The 16,211-nt window shown below is 47.6% G+C and carries 16 protein-coding genes and 1 tRNA gene; 14 read left to right on the forward strand and 3 right to left on the reverse strand.

Annotated elements, in window-relative coordinates:
- The first annotated feature begins 19 nt into the window (after window positions 1-19).
- From BQ7367_RS10090 to BQ7367_RS10110, 5 genes are all read left to right on the forward strand, one after another.
- Window positions 20-454: a GtrA family protein gene (locus tag BQ7367_RS10090; protein WP_072525317.1), complete on the forward strand. Its 435-nt coding sequence runs from the start codon at window positions 20-22 to the stop codon at window positions 452-454.
- An 80-nt stretch (window positions 455-534) separates the two neighbouring features.
- On the forward strand, window positions 535-1,074 hold the full coding sequence (locus BQ7367_RS10095; RefSeq protein WP_072525318.1) for a hypothetical protein: 540 nt from the start codon (window positions 535-537) through the stop codon (window positions 1,072-1,074).
- 78 nt (window positions 1,075-1,152) lie between these two features.
- Window positions 1,153-2,493, forward strand: a complete 1,341-nt coding sequence (locus BQ7367_RS10100) for an LCP family protein (protein WP_072525319.1) — start codon at window positions 1,153-1,155, stop codon at window positions 2,491-2,493.
- 96 nt (window positions 2,494-2,589) lie between these two features.
- Window positions 2,590-4,056 carry a hypothetical protein gene (locus BQ7367_RS10105; protein WP_072525320.1) on the forward strand — a complete coding sequence of 489 codons (1,467 nt, stop codon included), beginning with the start codon at window positions 2,590-2,592 and terminating at the stop codon, window positions 4,054-4,056.
- A 158-nt stretch (window positions 4,057-4,214) separates the two neighbouring features.
- Window positions 4,215-5,519 carry a S1C family serine protease gene (locus BQ7367_RS10110; RefSeq protein ID WP_072525321.1) on the forward strand — a complete coding sequence of 435 codons (1,305 nt, stop codon included), beginning with the start codon at window positions 4,215-4,217 and terminating at the stop codon, window positions 5,517-5,519.
- A gap of 109 nt (window positions 5,520-5,628) precedes the next feature.
- Here the strand turns inward: BQ7367_RS10110 and BQ7367_RS10115 are convergent, their stop codons facing one another.
- From BQ7367_RS10115 to BQ7367_RS10125, 3 genes are read right to left on the reverse strand one after another with little or no spacing between them, the layout of a single operon-like run.
- On the reverse strand, window positions 5,629-6,225 hold the full coding sequence (locus tag BQ7367_RS10115; protein WP_072525322.1) for a manganese catalase family protein: 597 nt from the start codon (window positions 6,223-6,225) through the stop codon (window positions 5,629-5,631).
- Window positions 6,226-6,228: 3 nt separating this feature from the next.
- Window positions 6,229-6,501, reverse strand: coding sequence for a spore coat protein CotJB (locus tag BQ7367_RS10120; RefSeq protein WP_072525323.1), 273 nt, complete (start codon window positions 6,499-6,501; stop codon window positions 6,229-6,231).
- Window positions 6,498-6,755, reverse strand: coding sequence for a spore coat associated protein CotJA (locus tag BQ7367_RS10125; RefSeq protein WP_072525324.1), 258 nt, complete (start codon window positions 6,753-6,755; stop codon window positions 6,498-6,500). The genes BQ7367_RS10120 and BQ7367_RS10125 overlap by 4 nt, the downstream gene beginning before the upstream one ends.
- A gap of 118 nt (window positions 6,756-6,873) precedes the next feature.
- Here BQ7367_RS10125 and BQ7367_RS10130 point away from each other — a divergent pair.
- The 9 genes from BQ7367_RS10130 to BQ7367_RS10170 all read left to right on the forward strand — a co-directional run bounded on the left by BQ7367_RS10130 (window position 6,874) and on the right by BQ7367_RS10170 (window position 16,065).
- Window positions 6,874-6,948 (forward strand) — tRNA-Pro (locus tag BQ7367_RS10130).
- Window positions 6,949-7,064: 116 nt separating this feature from the next.
- The gene (gene asnB, locus BQ7367_RS10135) at window positions 7,065-8,945 is read left to right on the forward strand and encodes an asparagine synthase (glutamine-hydrolyzing) (RefSeq protein ID WP_072525325.1); all 1,881 of its coding nucleotides are present in this window, start codon (window positions 7,065-7,067) and stop codon (window positions 8,943-8,945) included.
- 8 nt (window positions 8,946-8,953) lie between these two features.
- The gene (locus BQ7367_RS10140; RefSeq protein ID WP_083588923.1) at window positions 8,954-10,411 is read left to right on the forward strand and encodes an FtsW/RodA/SpoVE family cell cycle protein; all 1,458 of its coding nucleotides are present in this window, start codon (window positions 8,954-8,956) and stop codon (window positions 10,409-10,411) included.
- 141 nt (window positions 10,412-10,552) lie between these two features.
- Window positions 10,553-11,416, forward strand: coding sequence for a DegV family protein (locus tag BQ7367_RS10145; RefSeq protein WP_072525326.1), 864 nt, complete (start codon window positions 10,553-10,555; stop codon window positions 11,414-11,416).
- Window positions 11,417-11,477: 61 nt separating this feature from the next.
- Window positions 11,478-11,732 carry a hypothetical protein gene (locus BQ7367_RS10150; RefSeq protein ID WP_072525327.1) on the forward strand — a complete coding sequence of 85 codons (255 nt, stop codon included), beginning with the start codon at window positions 11,478-11,480 and terminating at the stop codon, window positions 11,730-11,732.
- A gap of 302 nt (window positions 11,733-12,034) precedes the next feature.
- Window positions 12,035-12,472, forward strand: coding sequence for a division/cell wall cluster transcriptional repressor MraZ (gene mraZ, locus BQ7367_RS10155; protein WP_072525328.1), 438 nt, complete (start codon window positions 12,035-12,037; stop codon window positions 12,470-12,472).
- A 13-nt stretch (window positions 12,473-12,485) separates the two neighbouring features.
- Window positions 12,486-13,421, forward strand: coding sequence for a 16S rRNA (cytosine(1402)-N(4))-methyltransferase RsmH (gene rsmH, locus BQ7367_RS10160; RefSeq protein WP_072525329.1), 936 nt, complete (start codon window positions 12,486-12,488; stop codon window positions 13,419-13,421).
- Window positions 13,422-13,504: 83 nt separating this feature from the next.
- Complete coding sequence (locus BQ7367_RS10165) at window positions 13,505-14,047, forward strand: hypothetical protein (RefSeq protein WP_072525330.1); 543 nt, start codon at window positions 13,505-13,507, stop codon at window positions 14,045-14,047.
- A gap of 14 nt (window positions 14,048-14,061) precedes the next feature.
- Window positions 14,062-16,065: a peptidoglycan D,D-transpeptidase FtsI family protein gene (locus BQ7367_RS10170; RefSeq protein WP_072525331.1), complete on the forward strand. Its 2,004-nt coding sequence runs from the start codon at window positions 14,062-14,064 to the stop codon at window positions 16,063-16,065.
- The last annotated feature ends 146 nt before the right edge of the window (window positions 16,066-16,211 follow it).

Consider the following 16,211-nt stretch of genomic DNA (forward strand, 5'->3'; position numbering starts at 1 on the left):
AATATAAGGATTCAGAACAATGGGAAGACGCAGATTAAAAGACTTTATTGATAAAACAATGATCCGTTTTCTGGTCGTAGGGGTGATCAATACGATCGTCGGAACAGGGACAATGTTTCTTTTGTATAATGTCGTTGGATGTAATTACTGGGTATCCAGCGCAGGTAATTATGTTGTCGGAAGCATTGTAAGCTATTTTTTAAATAAATATTTTACATTCCAGAACAGGACCAGATCGTTTGCCATGATCGTAAAGTTTATAGCGAATATTTCCCTGTGTTATCTGATCGCGTATGGGGCGGCAAAACCTTTCATCAGGTGGGTGTTCTCAGGAGCAGCTGTAAGGATCCAGGAAAATGTGGCGATGCTGTTGGGAATGTGTATATTTGTGGGGTTGAATTACCTGGGACAAAGATTTTTTGTGTTTGCCCGGACTGGTGACGGAGAAAAATAAATTTTTTCATTTTGTATATTCTTGATCTCTGTATGGACAAAAGAGTGATATTGGAGACATTGTGAGGTGGAAAAAATAGTGTGAAACAAAGAAATATTAATTTAGATCTGATCAGATGTATTGCTGTCCTTTTTGTAATATCAGTGCATTTTTGTCTCAATATAGGTTTTTATGAACTTCCTTGTGAAAGCATTATCCTTGTTGGTCTGATCGTTCTGTTTGGGATTTTTAACTATTACAGAAGTTACGATGGCACATTTGACTGGATCGCAGTCAATAATTATCAGGGGATTCAGACAGTAATAATTTCTGTGCTGCTTTTCAGAATATTATCTGCGGTTCCTTTAAAAAATTGTCCTAATATAATAACAGAAGGAATTCAGATCATATCGGAATTATCCCTGGGGATATATCTTGCTTCAAATATTTCTGACAGACTTATATACCCGATACTGATAGAACATGTTACTGAAGCGGTACGGAGGATTGATTATTTACCCATTATGGTCATGTGTTCTTTTGGGATAGCATTGATTATTTCATTTTTTGTATATAAAATTTATCAGATCTTGGAAATAATAGTCAATTATATAAGACAAAAATACGTAAAAATCTCTTGAATCCTGTCGTACTTTATTGTACCATAAATAAGATACAGAGTAGAAAAGAAATCTTTATTTTAATTATAGGTGGAAAAAATGTCAAAAAACAAAAGAAGGCGAGGACGCAGGAGGGCACGGGCCAAAAGAGGCAACTGGTTTACACGGATGAAGATGTGGAAGAGAGTGCTGCTTATTCTTGGTTGTGTCCTGCTCTGTGTAATATTCGGCGCAGTGGCCTATGTATATGCCAAGTGGAGCAAGATCGATACCCAGGAGATTAAGGCAGAAGATCTTATCATCAACGAAGAAGTAAAGAAAAATAAAGAAGTGGATCTTGGAGAGGGATATACAAATGTGGCGCTGTTCGGCGTAGATTCCCGTGACGGAAATCTGGGAGAAGGAAACCGGACAGACTGTATCATTGTCGCGAGCCTGAATAACGAGACAAAGGAGATCAAGATGGTCTCGGTATACCGGGACACTCTTCTGGATCTGTCCGAGGGAACTTATCAGAAGTGTAATGCCGCATATAGTTACGGCGGACCGGTGATGGCTATCAATATGCTGAATATGAATCTGGATCTTGATATTGAAGATTACGTTACCGTTGATTTCGGCGCGATAGCGGATACTATTGATCTGCTCGGCGGTGTAGAGATCGAGGTGACAGAAGAAGAGCTCCCATATATCAATAATTATATTCCGGAGACGGCCAAGTCGGCGGTAAAAACGCCGAAACTTCTTGAAAGTGCGGGACTGCAGCTGCTTGACGGAACACAGGCGACCACCTATGCGCGTATCCGCTCGACAGCCGGTGGAGATTTTACGCGGACAGAACGGCAGAGGCTTGTGATTGAAAAGATGTTTGAAAAGGCAAAACAGGCTGACCTGAAAACGCTTAATGCTATTATCGACAGAGTATTTCCACAAGTATCCACAAGCTTTACACTAACGGAGATTTTGAACTATGCCTCCGCTTACAGTGAATACACTCTGGTAGGTAATATGGGATTCCCTCAGGATAATTATACAGACATGCTTTCTGAGATCGGAAGTGTTGTGGTTCCTGATGATCTTGTATCTAATGTGACAAAGCTTCATGAGTTCCTGTTCGGTACAACAGGATACACACCTTCTTCAACGGTACAGACTGTGAGCAGTAATATTACTTATACCGCAAATACGACACAGTCTTCCTCAGAAGAGACCTATGATGACGGAAGCGTGGATGACGGAAGCTATGATGATTCCGGCGCAGGCACCACTTATGATGAAATCTATGTAGATCCGGGAACGGATACTGGTGAGACTCCGGAATCGACGCCACCAGCGGAACCGACGGTTCCCCCTGAAACTACACCCGATCCGGGCGGGGATCCGGGAAGCGGAACGGATCCCGGTACAGATCCAGGAACAGGAGAACAGACCGGGACATAAAAGTCCACATTCAGAGTATCAATGGATAAAGCTAGTTAATAGGCCGGCTTTTTAGAAGCGGCTGAGGCAAGTAATAAAAACAGGCGAGGTATTTAGATGAAAAGATTATTAAAGAAACTGGCCGGAATGATCCTGGCGGTATGTCTTATGGTCCCGATGCTGGGAACAGTCGTGTTTGCGGCGGACGGTGTACTCATGTTTTCGGATCCTTCTACAAAGGTAGGAGAAAATGTAAGTATTGACCTGGTGGTGCAGAGCAGTGACGGGAGCACAGTAGGAAATGTAAGTGTGACGATGGCGTATGACACTTCAGCCCTGGAATTTGTCAGTGGAGACGGATTTACTGCTGACGGCAGCGGGACACTGACATATTCAGGTACAGGCAGCAGTTCAGAACTGCGTGCCACTATGACTTTCCGGGCCTTGACGGCGACGGATACATCACTGTCAGTAAGCAGCAGTTCGGCCGCGCTTTCATCCGGCGAAACGCTGAACCTGGAGCAGGGATCTTCAGCAATTTCTATCGCCGCGGCGGATGATGGGACCACGAGTGTGGAGCCGACTGCAACTTCCGGAACAACATCTTCAGCTACAGATATTGTGGTCTCGGTAGATGGCACAGATTATAATTTTTCTGAAGCATTTACAACGGCTGATATTCCGGAAGGTTATACTGAGACAACAATGACGTTTCATGGCGAGGAGAGGAAATTTGTTGTAAATGAAGCGGAAGTCTATCTTGGATATCTGGTAGATGATTCAGGCGCGGGAAGTTTCTTCCTCTTTGATACGGAGAACGCCACATTTCTTCCCTATATGGAACTCAATATTTCTGATACGACCTCTATTATACCGTTGGACGGTACAGAAATTACTACAATGCCGGACAATTATCAGGAAGTGGATATTGATATCAGCCTCAATGGCGAAGGCAGGGCCTATAAAGGCTGGAGCGATCCGGAAAACAGCCGGTATTATTTCATTTATGCGTTGAATACGAGGACCGGTTCCGAAGGACTCTATCAGTATGATACGGAAGACGGGACGTATCAATATTTCGAAGCACCGGAACAGACAGAAGAAGATACAGCAGAGCCCACATTTCTGGACAGACTGGGCAGCTATATCAGCAGTCACATGATGCTTGTCCTGGTCGCGACAGTGGCAGTATTTCTTCTCCTGCTGATCTTTATGATTGTGTTCGCGGTTAAGCTTGTACACCGGAATCAGGAACTGGATGACCTGTATGATGAATATGATATTCCGTTTGACGACGAAGAAGACTCAAAGGAATCCGGCGGAAGATCATCACAGTCAGATGAGAAAGACTTATATGAAGATGACGAATACAGTGATGACGATTATGAAGACACCGGTTATGATGACGACGAATACGATGATGACGATTATGATGATTATGATGACGACGATTATGATGAGGATATCGACGACGAGGATGATTACGATGATGAGCCGGCAGACAGGAAAATGAGTTCCCGAAAGGAAAAGAAGAAAGACTCTTCCGGAGATGATGATTTTGATATTAATTTTGTAGATCTGTAAAACGGTAAGGCAGAGGCAGGAATGCCGGAGGATATGAAAGGATATCACCGGGGACCTGCCTCTTTTTCAATGATTGTTAATGGATTAAACACAATTTTATCACAAAGGAAAGCTATGATAAGATCGTAAAAAGAAATAAATAGAAAGCGGGTAATCATATGGATAATCAATATAATTATTATAATCCTGACGGGAATTATTATAGTGGCGGACAGCCAGGGCCCCGGCCTGAGCAAAATCCGCCGAAAAAAGAAAAAAAGGGACATAAAGGCATCCCCAAAGCAGTGGCGGTGACAGGGCTCGCGATCTTGTTCGGTATTGTTTCAAGCGGGGTTTTCCTGACATCCAACATTATAGGAAGCAGGATACTGGGATTGAACAGCTCAAATGAAAGTACTTCCGCTTCTTCCGACAAAGTGAGCAACGGAACCGCGTTGTCCAAATCTTCCAGCGTTGTTACTTCGGATGTGTCTGAGGTAGTAGACAAGGTAATGCCCTCTATTGTTTCAATTACAAACATGTCTGTCGAGGAAGTTCAGAGCTTCTTTGGCGGCACATACCAGAGACAGAGCGAAGGAGCAGGTACGGGCATTATTATCGGGAAAAATGATTCGGAGCTTCTGATCGTGACAAATAATCATGTCGTGGAAGGAAGCGAGACGCTTACAGTTACCTTTACGGATGAGACCAGCGTGGACGCGAATATAAAAGGAACAGATTCTGCCTATGATATTGCTGTTATCGCGGTGCCGCTGGATTCAATATCAGATGACACATTGAATGCTGTATCAGTAGCGACTCTGGGAGATTCCACTCAGCTGAAAGTGGGAGAGCCTGCCATTGCTATTGGAAATGCCCTCGGTTATGGACAGTCTGTGACAGTCGGTGTAATCAGCGCTCTGGACCGTTCCGTTGCGACGACCGACAGTCAGACAGGAGAGATGACAGAGAACAGTGTTAAACTGATCCAGACAGACGCGGCGATCAACGGAGGCAACAGTGGCGGACCTCTGGTCAATGTCAATGGCGAAGTGATTGGGATCAACTCTGCGAAACTGATCGGCGAAAGCGTGGAAGGTATCGGATATGCTATTCCCATCAGTGATGTGGCTGATCTGATCCAGAATCTGATGAATCAGGAAACAAAGACCAAAGTTGATGAGGCTGACCGCGGCATGATCGGGATCACAGGAATCAGTGTTTCAGACGCGTTTTCACAGCAGATCGATATGCCGGCAGGTGTTTATGTGACAGAGGTTACATCAGGCGGCGGAGCGGACAGAGCGGGAATGACAAAAGGATGCATTATTACGGCAATCAATGGAAGCTCTGTGGACAGCATGGAAGCTCTGCAGGGACAGTTGGAGTATTACGCGAAGGGAGATACGGTGTCGCTTACCATACAGATCCCGCAGACTAACGGGGAATATGAAGAAAACACAGTAGATGTGACTCTGGGATAAAAGGAGAACAGGCCGAAGATAAAGAGCCGGAAAGTCAGGCAGAATGAGGCAGACTGTTCACGTAAGTGGGCAGCCTGCCTTTTTGTGATCTATAAAATGGCTCACATCATTATTTGTCAAATTCCGGATTGAACGCGTAGAAGTTCCTGCTGTCCAGTTTGTCCTGCACGATGCGCAGACTCTCACCAAACCGCTGGTAGTGTACGATCTCACGCTGTCTTAAGAAACGGATGGGATCGGCTACTTCCGGATCTTTCACAAGACGCAGGATATTGTCATATGTGGTCCTTGCCTTTTGTTCGGCGGCCAGATCTTCGTTCAGATCTGTGATGGGATCGCCTTTCGACTGGAACACTGTGGCTGTCCAGGGCATGCCGCTGGCGGCCTGAGGCCAGAGAGCGAGAGTGTGGTCCACATAATATTTGTCAAAGCCGGAACGCTCGATCTCCTCGGGTGTCAGGTCTTTCGTGAGCTGATAAACGATGGCGCAGATCATCTCCATGTGGGCAAGTTCTTCTGTACCTATGTCCGTGAGTGTCCCTGTTACTTCTTTGTACGGCATTGTATATCTCTGTGAAAGATACCGCATGGAAGCGGCAAGCTCTCCGTCCGGCCCCCCAAACTGAGTGATAATGATCTGGGCGATCTTCGGATTTGTCTGTGTGATTTTTACCGGATACTGCAGTCTTTTTTCATAATTCCACATAGATCAGCACCCTCCTTCCTGCCATGGCCATGGCTCATTGATCCAGTTCCAGCGCTCGGTGCAGGACTGATCCGCTGTATCGATGGTAAGCGGACCGTAGGCCGCCGCGTATTCTTTCAGAGCATGGTTGCGTTTGCGGCTCATTTCCTGGAAATATACCAGTGCCTCCTGGTCACAGGGATGGGTATCGAGATACAATTTGACTTCATCTACCGCGAAGCTGACCTGATTGATATGATTCATCAGCTGCCGCCGGTTCATTGTGTGATTGTTCATCTGTGCCTTCCCCCTCTCCCCAGGAACGGTTTGTCGAGTTCCTGAAAAATAGTTCCACATTCCAGAGCTTTACATGGTTCATAAATATCCTGCCATTTTTGCCACGGGACATAGGCCATGGCGATGGCAGTTCCTTCCGGGAAAAAATCATGGGTGTCAGGGCAGCCGTCCATTCTGCGGGGACGGGCAGCAGCAGAAGGCATGCCCTGCACAGGACGGCGCATATAGCGCATATTGTTCTGACAGTTTGCCATTTTCGGCGTCTCCTTTCATAGGTCATAACTCAATATTATATTATGGTTTTCATTATGAGATGTGCGAAAAAAATTTCCTTTACAATTCACAGTAAATTATATATAATGTATTAGTCGGCGGGGTGTGGCTCAGTTTGGTTAGAGCGCACGGCTGGGGGCCGTGAGGTCGCAGGTTCGAATCCTGTCACCCCGATCAACAGATAATAATATGGATTATGGGCATGATATTAAGTATAAGGGATCAGATCGGGTAAAGAGGGTTTTGCCGGGAACTGGTTCCTTATCTATTATGAGCAAGGAGATTGTACTATGTGCGGATTCGCAGGATTCATCGGTGAAGTAGAAGACAGAGAACAGGTGCTGGTCAATATGATGAACACGATTATACACAGAGGACCGGACAGTGAGGGAAAGTATGTGGATGATGACGCGGCCCTTGGATTCAGAAGGCTGAGCATTATTGATCTTTCTTCTGTCGGAGACCAGCCTCTTTATAATGAGGATCGGAGCATGGTCCTTGTATTTAACGGGGAGATCTACAATTATCAGGAACTCCGCGGGGAACTGGCGGAAGCGGGGCATACGTTTGTATCAAACACAGATTCGGAAACGCTGATCCATGGATATGAAGAGTGGGGAGAAAATCTGGTGGACAGGCTCCGGGGAATGTATGCGTTCGTTATCTGGGATATCAAAAAGAAACGGCTTTTTGGCGCAAGGGACATATTTGGGATCAAACCGCTCTACTATGCGCATATGAACGGAACACTACTGTTTGCGTCGGAGATCAAGGCTTTTATGGAACATCCGAAATTTGACAAGATCTTTAATGAGGACGCGCTCGGGAACTATCTGTCTTTCCAGTTCGTGCCCACAAATGAAACATTTTTTAAAGGGGTGTTCTGCCTTCAGCCCGGGCATTATTTTGTCTATGACAACGGGGAGATGAAGATCACCCGGTACTTTGAGCCTGATTTTAGAGGAGACAGCGAGAAGTCTTTCGAGGAAGTTGTGGATGAAGTAGAAGCCGTCATGAAAGAGTCTGTGGAAAAGCACAAGATCAGTGATGTGGAAGTGGCATCCTATCTGTCCAGCGGCGTGGACTCCAGCTACCTGACTTATCTCGGTCAGGTGGACCGTACGTTTACGGTAGGTTTTCATGAGGGGCAGTACAGTGAGATCCAGGACGCAAAGGAGTTTGCGGCCAGTATCAACATGAAGAATGACGCGAAGGTGATCACTCCGGACGAATACTGGGATAAGCTGTCAGATATTCAGTACTATATGGATGAGCCGGTGGCAGATCCTGCGGCAATCGCGTTGTATTTCTTGAGTGAGGAGGCCGCTAAAAAGGTGAAAGTGGTCCTGTCCGGCGAGGGATCGGACGAGCTGTTCGGCGGCTATAATATCTACTGTGAACCATTGGAACACACGGCTTTTAACAAGATCCCGTTTGGGATCCGGCGTATGCTGGGGAAATTCGCTGAATACTGCATGCCCCATGGAATGAAGGGGAGAGGGTTCCTGATGCGTCATGGGAAAACACTGGAAGAGCGGTATTTTGCCAATGCCACTAATATTTTTACAGAACGGGAGGCAAACAAGATCCTGAAGAACGGATGCAGGCCCGGCATACAGAAAGTGACACGACCTTTGTACGATCGAGTCCGGGATAAGGATCCGGTCACAAAAATGCAGTATGTGGATCTTCATCTGTGGCTGGTCCATGATATTCTGATGAAGGGTGACAAAATGGGGATGGCTAATTCTCTCGAGGTCCGTGTTCCCTTCCTGGACAAAAAGGTCCTGGAGCTGGCAGAGAGCCTTCCCCTTGACTATAAGGTGCGGCCGCCGAAGACCAAAGTGGCGCTCCGTGCCGCGGCGGAGAGAAGTATCCGGAGCAAGACAGCAGAGAAGAAGAAACTGGGCTTCCCGATCCCGATCAGGGTGTGGCTCAGAGAGGAAAAATATTACAACAGAGTTCGTGCGATGTTTGCTTCTTCAGCTGCCAAGAAATTTTTTAATACGGATATCCTTTTGAAAATGCTGGAAGATCACAGGGATGGAAAAAATACCAACGAAAAGACAGATGACAGCCGGAAGATCTGGACCGTCTATATCTTCCTCGTCTGGTATGACAGATTCTTTGAGCACGGGAAACCGATACATCCGTCTATGAATGCAAGATAGGTGATGATATGAGAAGCAGGACTGTCCGGCCGATCAGACGGCGGGAATCAGAAGAGAGACAGAGCAGAAAAAAGAGCATACACAGTATGGATGATACGCAGCCTTTGCGCCCGGCGGGACAGAGAAGATCAGGTGTTTCCACAGATACTGTGCCAATGAGGCCTGTGCGTGTGCGTCCGGCGTATGCCGGATATCAGAAGGTGATCGACCGGAGACGTCAGGTGCTTAGAACTCCGAGACCCACATCAGAGAAGGGAGCAGGAAAACGGCAACATCATGCAAAGGCAGGAAAAAGGAGCGGACTTACGGCTCTATTGGCCGGGAGAGGCCGCGCTGCGGCGAGAGAACAGTATTTCGACTTTGATCTGCTGTTGGTGATCATTTTTCTGATGTGCTTCGGGCTCGTTATGCTTTACAGCACCAGCGCATACGAAGCGCAGGTGGATTTTGGAAATGATATGTACTATTTCTCCAAGCAGGCGCTCATCGGTGTGCTGGGCTTTATAGCCATGTTTATCGTCTCAAAGATCGATTATCATCTGTACGGGGCTTTCGCGCTGGAGATCTATATTTTTTCCATGATCATGATGGCGCTGGTAAAGACGCCTCTGGGACTTACTTTGAATGGTGCCAGGAGATGGATCCAGCTCCCGGGGAACCTGACCCTCCAGCCTGCGGAGATCACGAAGATCGCGGTCATTCTCTTTATTTCTTATGAGCTGTGCCGCCTGGGGAGAAAAGCTTATACGATGGAAGGAATCATCCGGGTGCTGGTATTTGGGGCGGTTGCGTCCGGAGGGGTGCTTTTTCTGACAGACAATCTCAGCACCGCGATCATCGTTATGGCAATTACCTGTATCCTGATTTTTGTTATCCATCCCAAGACGAAACCTTTCTTAATGATCATCGGGATCGGAGCGGCGGTGGCCGCAGTGGGGATTGCCATTCTTTCTGTCACGGCGGCCAACAGTGATAACTTCAGACTGCAGAGGATCCTGTCATGGCTGAACCCGGAGGCTACTGCGGATACAGGGAGTTTTCAGGTTATGCAGGGCCTCTATGCGATCGGAAGCGGCGGCTTTTTCGGTAAGGGCCTGGGAAACAGCACACAGAAACTGGGAGTGATCCCGGAGGCACAAAACGATATGATCCTTGTAGTGATCTGTGAGGAACTGGGAGTATTCGGCGCGATCATCATTCTTGTGCTTTTTGGCATCCTTCTGTATCGGCTTATGTTTATCGCAAAAAATGCTCCGGATCTTTATGGCTCTCTGATCGCTTCCGGAATTTTTGCCCATATTGCTCTTCAGGTTATTCTGAATATCGGAGTGGTTACAGGTCTTCTGCCGACGACAGGGATTACGCTTCCTTTTATCAGCTATGGAGGTACTGCCATCGTGTTCCTTCTGGCGGAGATGGGGATCGCTCTGGGCATCTCAAGAAGGATCCGTCTGGAAGGCGAGTAGTCGGAGAGCAGGGAAGATATTTAAGAAATTATTGTGAAAAGTCTTTCCTTCTTTGGAAATGTGTGGTATATTTTAATCTGGTATTTAAAACTACATATAATAGAATTGTGAAATATACTTTGCAGTCCGGGAGGAATCATCATGGATTATAAAATTATCGTGGACAGCTGTGGTGAACTGACACGCAGGATGAAGGAGAGCGGTGTGTATAAAAGTGCCGCGCTCAGTATGCAGGTGGATGGAGATACGATTCTGGATGACGAGACATTCGATCAGGCGGAATTCCTCCGCCGTGTGGCGGCCAGCCCTGAATGTCCGAAGTCATCCTGCCCGTCTCCGGAAGAATACATGAAGCTTTATGAGGGCAGTGAGCAGAGGGTCTATGTGGTGACTCTTTCTTCTGAGCTGAGCGGTTCTTATAACAGCGCGCATCTGGGGAGCAGGCTCTGGAGTGAAGAGAAAAAAAACAAAGCGGTGGACAGTGCCGGAGACAAGAGGATTTATGTATTTAACTCCCGGTCGGCATCGGTAGGCGAGACTCTGATCGCCATGAAGATTAAAGAGTGTGAAGATCAGGGGATGGATTTTGATAAGGTGGTCCGGACTGTGGAGGACTATATCAGTGGTCAGAACACATATTTTGTTCTGGAGAATCTGGATACGCTCCGGAAGAACGGGCGTCTGACGGGGATCAAATCTTTTGTGGCAAGTGCCCTTAATATCAAACCTGTTATGGGATCCACGCCGGAGGGGACCATCTGTCAGCTGGGGCAGGCCAGGGGGATCCGCCGGGCCACGGCAAAAATGGCAGACTACATCGTGCGGGATGGGAAGAAAACGGAGAAGAAAGTACTTGCCATTGCCCACTGTAACTGTCCCGAACGGGCAAAAGAAGTAGAAAGAATGCTCTTGGACAGGATCTCTGTTCAGGACAGCTTTATCGTGGATACAGCCGGAATCAGTACAATGTACGCCAATGACGGAGGAATTATTGTTGTGCTCTGACCGGGATTGTGGTAAACTGTCAGTATCGTAGATACGCCATAGAGGAAAGGGGCATAGAGATATGAGCCAGGAAAAGGTAGACCGTTATAAAAAGGAAAAAGCCAACAGAAAGCAGATCATGCGGAAGCAGAGGATGATGAATCTTGTGCGAAAAGGTGTTCTCACACTTGTGGCGCTGGCGCTTGTGGGATGGCTGGGATATTCTGCCTATGACATGTATGAGTCGGGAAAAGAAAGAGTAGTCGCTGAGGTGAATTATGACGCGGTGACGGATTATCTGAACGGTCTTACAGCGCAGGCGGACACAGAGGAGTAAATTCTGGAAGAAATCCGATAATATTGATAATTTAGTAAAAGAGCCTGAAAGGTCATAAATAAGGCTGAAAACACAACATGTAGAGTGATGGGTCAGATCCATCCTCTACATGTTCTTTTTTTGCCCTGAAATACAGGACTATCCGGCAGTTTCAGGCACAGGAAGGGACAGAAAAAAATCAAAAAAAGGGGTTGAAAAAGGGGTTCTGGTGGTTTAGAATGGTGTCAAGTGGTAAAGAGTGGTGGATAGTGGTGCTAAGTGGGGAGCCATGTGGGATCCCACATTAAGAGGAAGGATTCCGGATGTTATTAGGAGAGTTTAACCATAGCATTGATGAAAAGGGAAGACTCATCATCCCGGCGAAGCTCAGGGAAGACCTGGGCGACAGCTTCGTGATATGTAACGGGCTGGAGGGATGCCTCTTTGTGTACTCTCAGGATGAATGGAATAAATTCGTCGCCGAGCTTGAAACCTTACCACGTATGAACAAGGATGCCAGAATCTTTAAACGTTATTTCTTTGGCAGCGCTTCTGAGGGCAGTTTTGACAGGCAGGGACGAGTACTCGTACCTCCGTCTCTCAGGAAAGCGGCCGGGCTGGAGAAAGATGTTGTCCTGGTGGGAGTCCAGGACCGTGTCGAGATCTGGGACAAGGCTCTCTGGGAGGAGCGCAGTCAGGTGAGCGAAGAAGACCTGGATGCGATCGCAGAGCGTATGGAATCCATAGGAATCAGGATCTGACAAGGAGGAGACCATGGCATTCGAGCATACATCCGTCCTTCTGGGGGAGACAGTGGACGGGCTTCATGTCAGGCCGGACGGCATTTATGTGGACGCCACGCTGGGAGGCGGCGGACATGCGTATGAAGTGTGCAGACGGCTCAGTGACAAGGGGAGATTAATAGGAATAGACCAGGACGCAGACGCTGTTGAGGCAGCAGGTAAGCGCCTAGAAGGCTTCGGGGAGAAGGTCACGATAATACGGAGCAATTATCGTGATATGAAGCCGCAGCTCCAAAGGATAGGCGTTGACAGTGTGGACGGCATCATTCTTGATCTGGGAGTATCTTCTTATCAGCTGGATACAGCAGAGAGAGGATTCTCATACCGGGTGGATGCTCCTCTGGACATGAGGATGGACCAGAGGCAGAAGATGACAGCAAGAGATATCGTCAACGGTTACAGCGAGGCGGAACTTTACCGCGTGATCCGCGACTACGGGGAAGACAGGTTCGCGAAAAACATCGCGAAACATATCGTGGCGGAGCGGGAGAAAGCGCCGATTGAGACGACGGGACAATTAAGCGAGATCATACGGCACGCGATTCCGATGAAGATCCAGAAGACGTCCGGACATCCGTCAAAACGGACCTTTCAGGCGATTCGGATCGAGTTGAACCATGAGCTGGAAGTGCTGAGGGACTCTCTGGACGGCATGATCGATATGCTCAGACCGGGGGGACGGATCTGTATCATTACATTCCATTCTCTGGAAGACAGGATCGTAAAGAGCGCTTTCCGAAAAAATGAAGACCCGTGTATTTGTCCCAGTGATTTCCCGGTCTGTGTCTGTGGAAAGACATCAAAAGGGAAAGTAGTCACAAGAAAACCCATTCTTCCGTCTGAGGAAGAGATGGAAAAGAACAGCCGTTCAAAAAGCGCGAAGCTGCGGATATTTGAACGGGCGTAGGAAGAAAACAGGGAGTATATCAAATAGAAAACCGGCGGGAAGGGGAGAGCCCGCGGGAACAAATCAGGAAAGGGGTATATGTTATGGCGGCAAAGTATAGTACATATGGTTACAGACAGACGGGCCTTAGGGGTACAGGCCCGAGACAGTTCTATGTATATGGAAATGCGGTGCGTCAGACGGAACCCGTTCCTGAGAGAATGCCGAGACCACAGCAGGAAGAACCGAAGCGGGCAAGCAGGCAGGTCGTGAAGAACAGAAACCGTGCCATGAGCATCAGCCCGGCCTATGCTGTATTTCTTGCTGTGGCGGCAGTCTGCGCGGTGCTGATCTGCGTACTGTACCTGAATCTTCAGGCGGATGTGAGGAGCCGCTCTGAACATGTGACAGCAATGCAGGAGCAGCTGGCAGATCTGACAGAAGCAAACGATACCGCCTATAACGCGGCCGCGGATTCTGTCAATCTTGAAACCGTGAGACAGAAGGCGATGAATGAAATGGGAATGGTATACGCATCGGAGGGGACAGTGGTGGAGTATGACAGTCCGGCCGGTGAATATGTCAAACAGTATAATGACATTCCTGAGAGCGGAGTTCTTGCAAAATCGAGCAGTATATCAGAATAAGGATAGTTTGGAATATGGCAGGAAGAAAAAGGAACAGATTTGAATTTCTGACAAGGAAATTTCCCATCAGGATGCAACGAAAGCTGGTAATGCTATTTATGGCAGTCATACTGGCTTTTGTTGTTCTTATAGGAAGGATTACATATATTAATGTAACAAAGGGAAGCAGATATACAAAAGTAGTGCTGGATCAGCAGAATTATGACAGCCGTGTTATTGCGTTTAAGAGAGGCGATATCGTTGACCGGAACGGGACCAGGATAGCGACCAGCGAACGGGTGTACAATGTGATCCTGGATGTGGCTGTAATGACAGATAAGGATGAGTATATCGAGCCTACAAAAGAAGTGCTCAAAGATTGTTTTGGGATTGAGGAGAGTGTGGTGGATGAGCTGGTAGAGACCGAGCCGGACAGCCAGTACCAGATCCTGGCCCAGGGGATCGATTATGAGACAGCGCAGAAGTTCAATGAGATTGATGAAGATGATGAGAACTATCCCAATGTCCGCGGGATCTGGCTAGAAGAAGACTATACAAGAACTTACCCCTACGGGAGCATGGCCAGTGATGTGATCGGTTTTACCTACGAGGGAAATCAGGGCGCCATCGGGATCGAGAATGCCTATAATGATGTGCTGAACGGTACCGACGGAAGAGAGTACGGCTATTTTGACTCAGAGTCTTCGGTGGAACGAACGGTGAAACCGGCGAAGAACGGAAATACAGTGGTCTCTACTATTGACGTGACCCTTCAGAATATCGTCGAGAGATGTATCCTGGAATTTAATCAGGAAAACGCGGGGGATGGCAGCCTGGGGAGCAAGAACACGGCGGTCATCATTATGAACCCAAATACCGGAGAAATCCTTGCGGAGGCGTCCTACCCGAATTTTGACCTGAATGATCCCCGTAACCTTTCCCTGCTGTATACAGAGGAACAGTGGAATGCCATGACAGAAGACGAGCAGGTGGAGGCCATGAACGATCTGTGGCGAAACTTCTGTGTCAGCGACGCCTTTGAACCGGGATCGGTAGCAAAGCCGTTTACTGTGGCAGCCGGCCTTGAGACAGGGACGCTCACAGGAAATGAGACATATTACTGCGGCGGTTCCAAGACGGTTATGGACTGGGAGATCGGCTGTCATTACAGAGCAGGACACGGGACAGAGACCGTGCAGGACGCGGTGGCCAATTCCTGCAACGTGGCGTTGATGGATATGGCGTCTGTAATAGGAGTAGAAAATTTTACCCGGTATCAGCACATTTTCGGATTTGGGGAATATACAGGCATTGATCTTCCCGGAGAGGCATCAACGGCAGGACTCCTCTACACTGCGGATAATATGACGGAAGTGGATCTTGCCAGTAACTCCTTCGGTCAGAACTTCAATGTCACCATGACTCAGATGGCGGCAGCGTTCTGTTCTCTGATCAATGGAGGCTATTATTATGAACCTCATGTGGTGAAACAGATCCAGGACGAAAACGGCAGCGTGATCGAGACAAAAGACCCGGTGCTCCTGAGAAAGACTATCTCGACAGAGACATCTGATATGATAAAACAGTATCTGAAGGCTGTAATGGATTATGGCACCGGTCAGGGCGCCCAGGTAGAGGGGTATGACATTGGCGCGAAGACCGGAACGGCCGAGAAACTTCCACGGGGCAACAACAAATATCTTCTTTCTTATATCGGATACGCTCCCCAGGAAAACCCGGAAGTGCTGATCTATGTGGTGATCGATGAGGCGAATAATGATTCTGTGGGAAACAGCTCTCTTGTACTGAACCTGAGCAAAAAGATCATGGAAGAGGCATTCCCTTATCTGGGCATCACTACCATCGCCGAGAGCGGGGAGAGCGTGACAACCGAGGGACAGAATTTCGGAGATACCCCATATACCGACTATGATACCGAATATGAGGATACTTACGACAATCCGGACGGCTCCTACATTGATGAAAGCTATGATCCTGATCTGGATGACTGGGCATCCACCGGGGATACTCCAGAATAGTACGAATATGAATAACTCTGCAGAAGATGAATAAGCTGTAATAACATCCTTCTGCGGGGTTATTTTTCTGTGAAAAACAAAACATATAATAAGAAGAAGATACTGGTTGTATTTTTTTGTGCTGCCGCCATTCTTATGGGGCTGAT

Source organism: Clostridium sp. Marseille-P3244 (assembly GCF_900120155.1).
In the GTDB taxonomy this organism is placed as follows: Bacteria; Bacillota; Clostridia; order Lachnospirales; family Lachnospiraceae; genus Mediterraneibacter.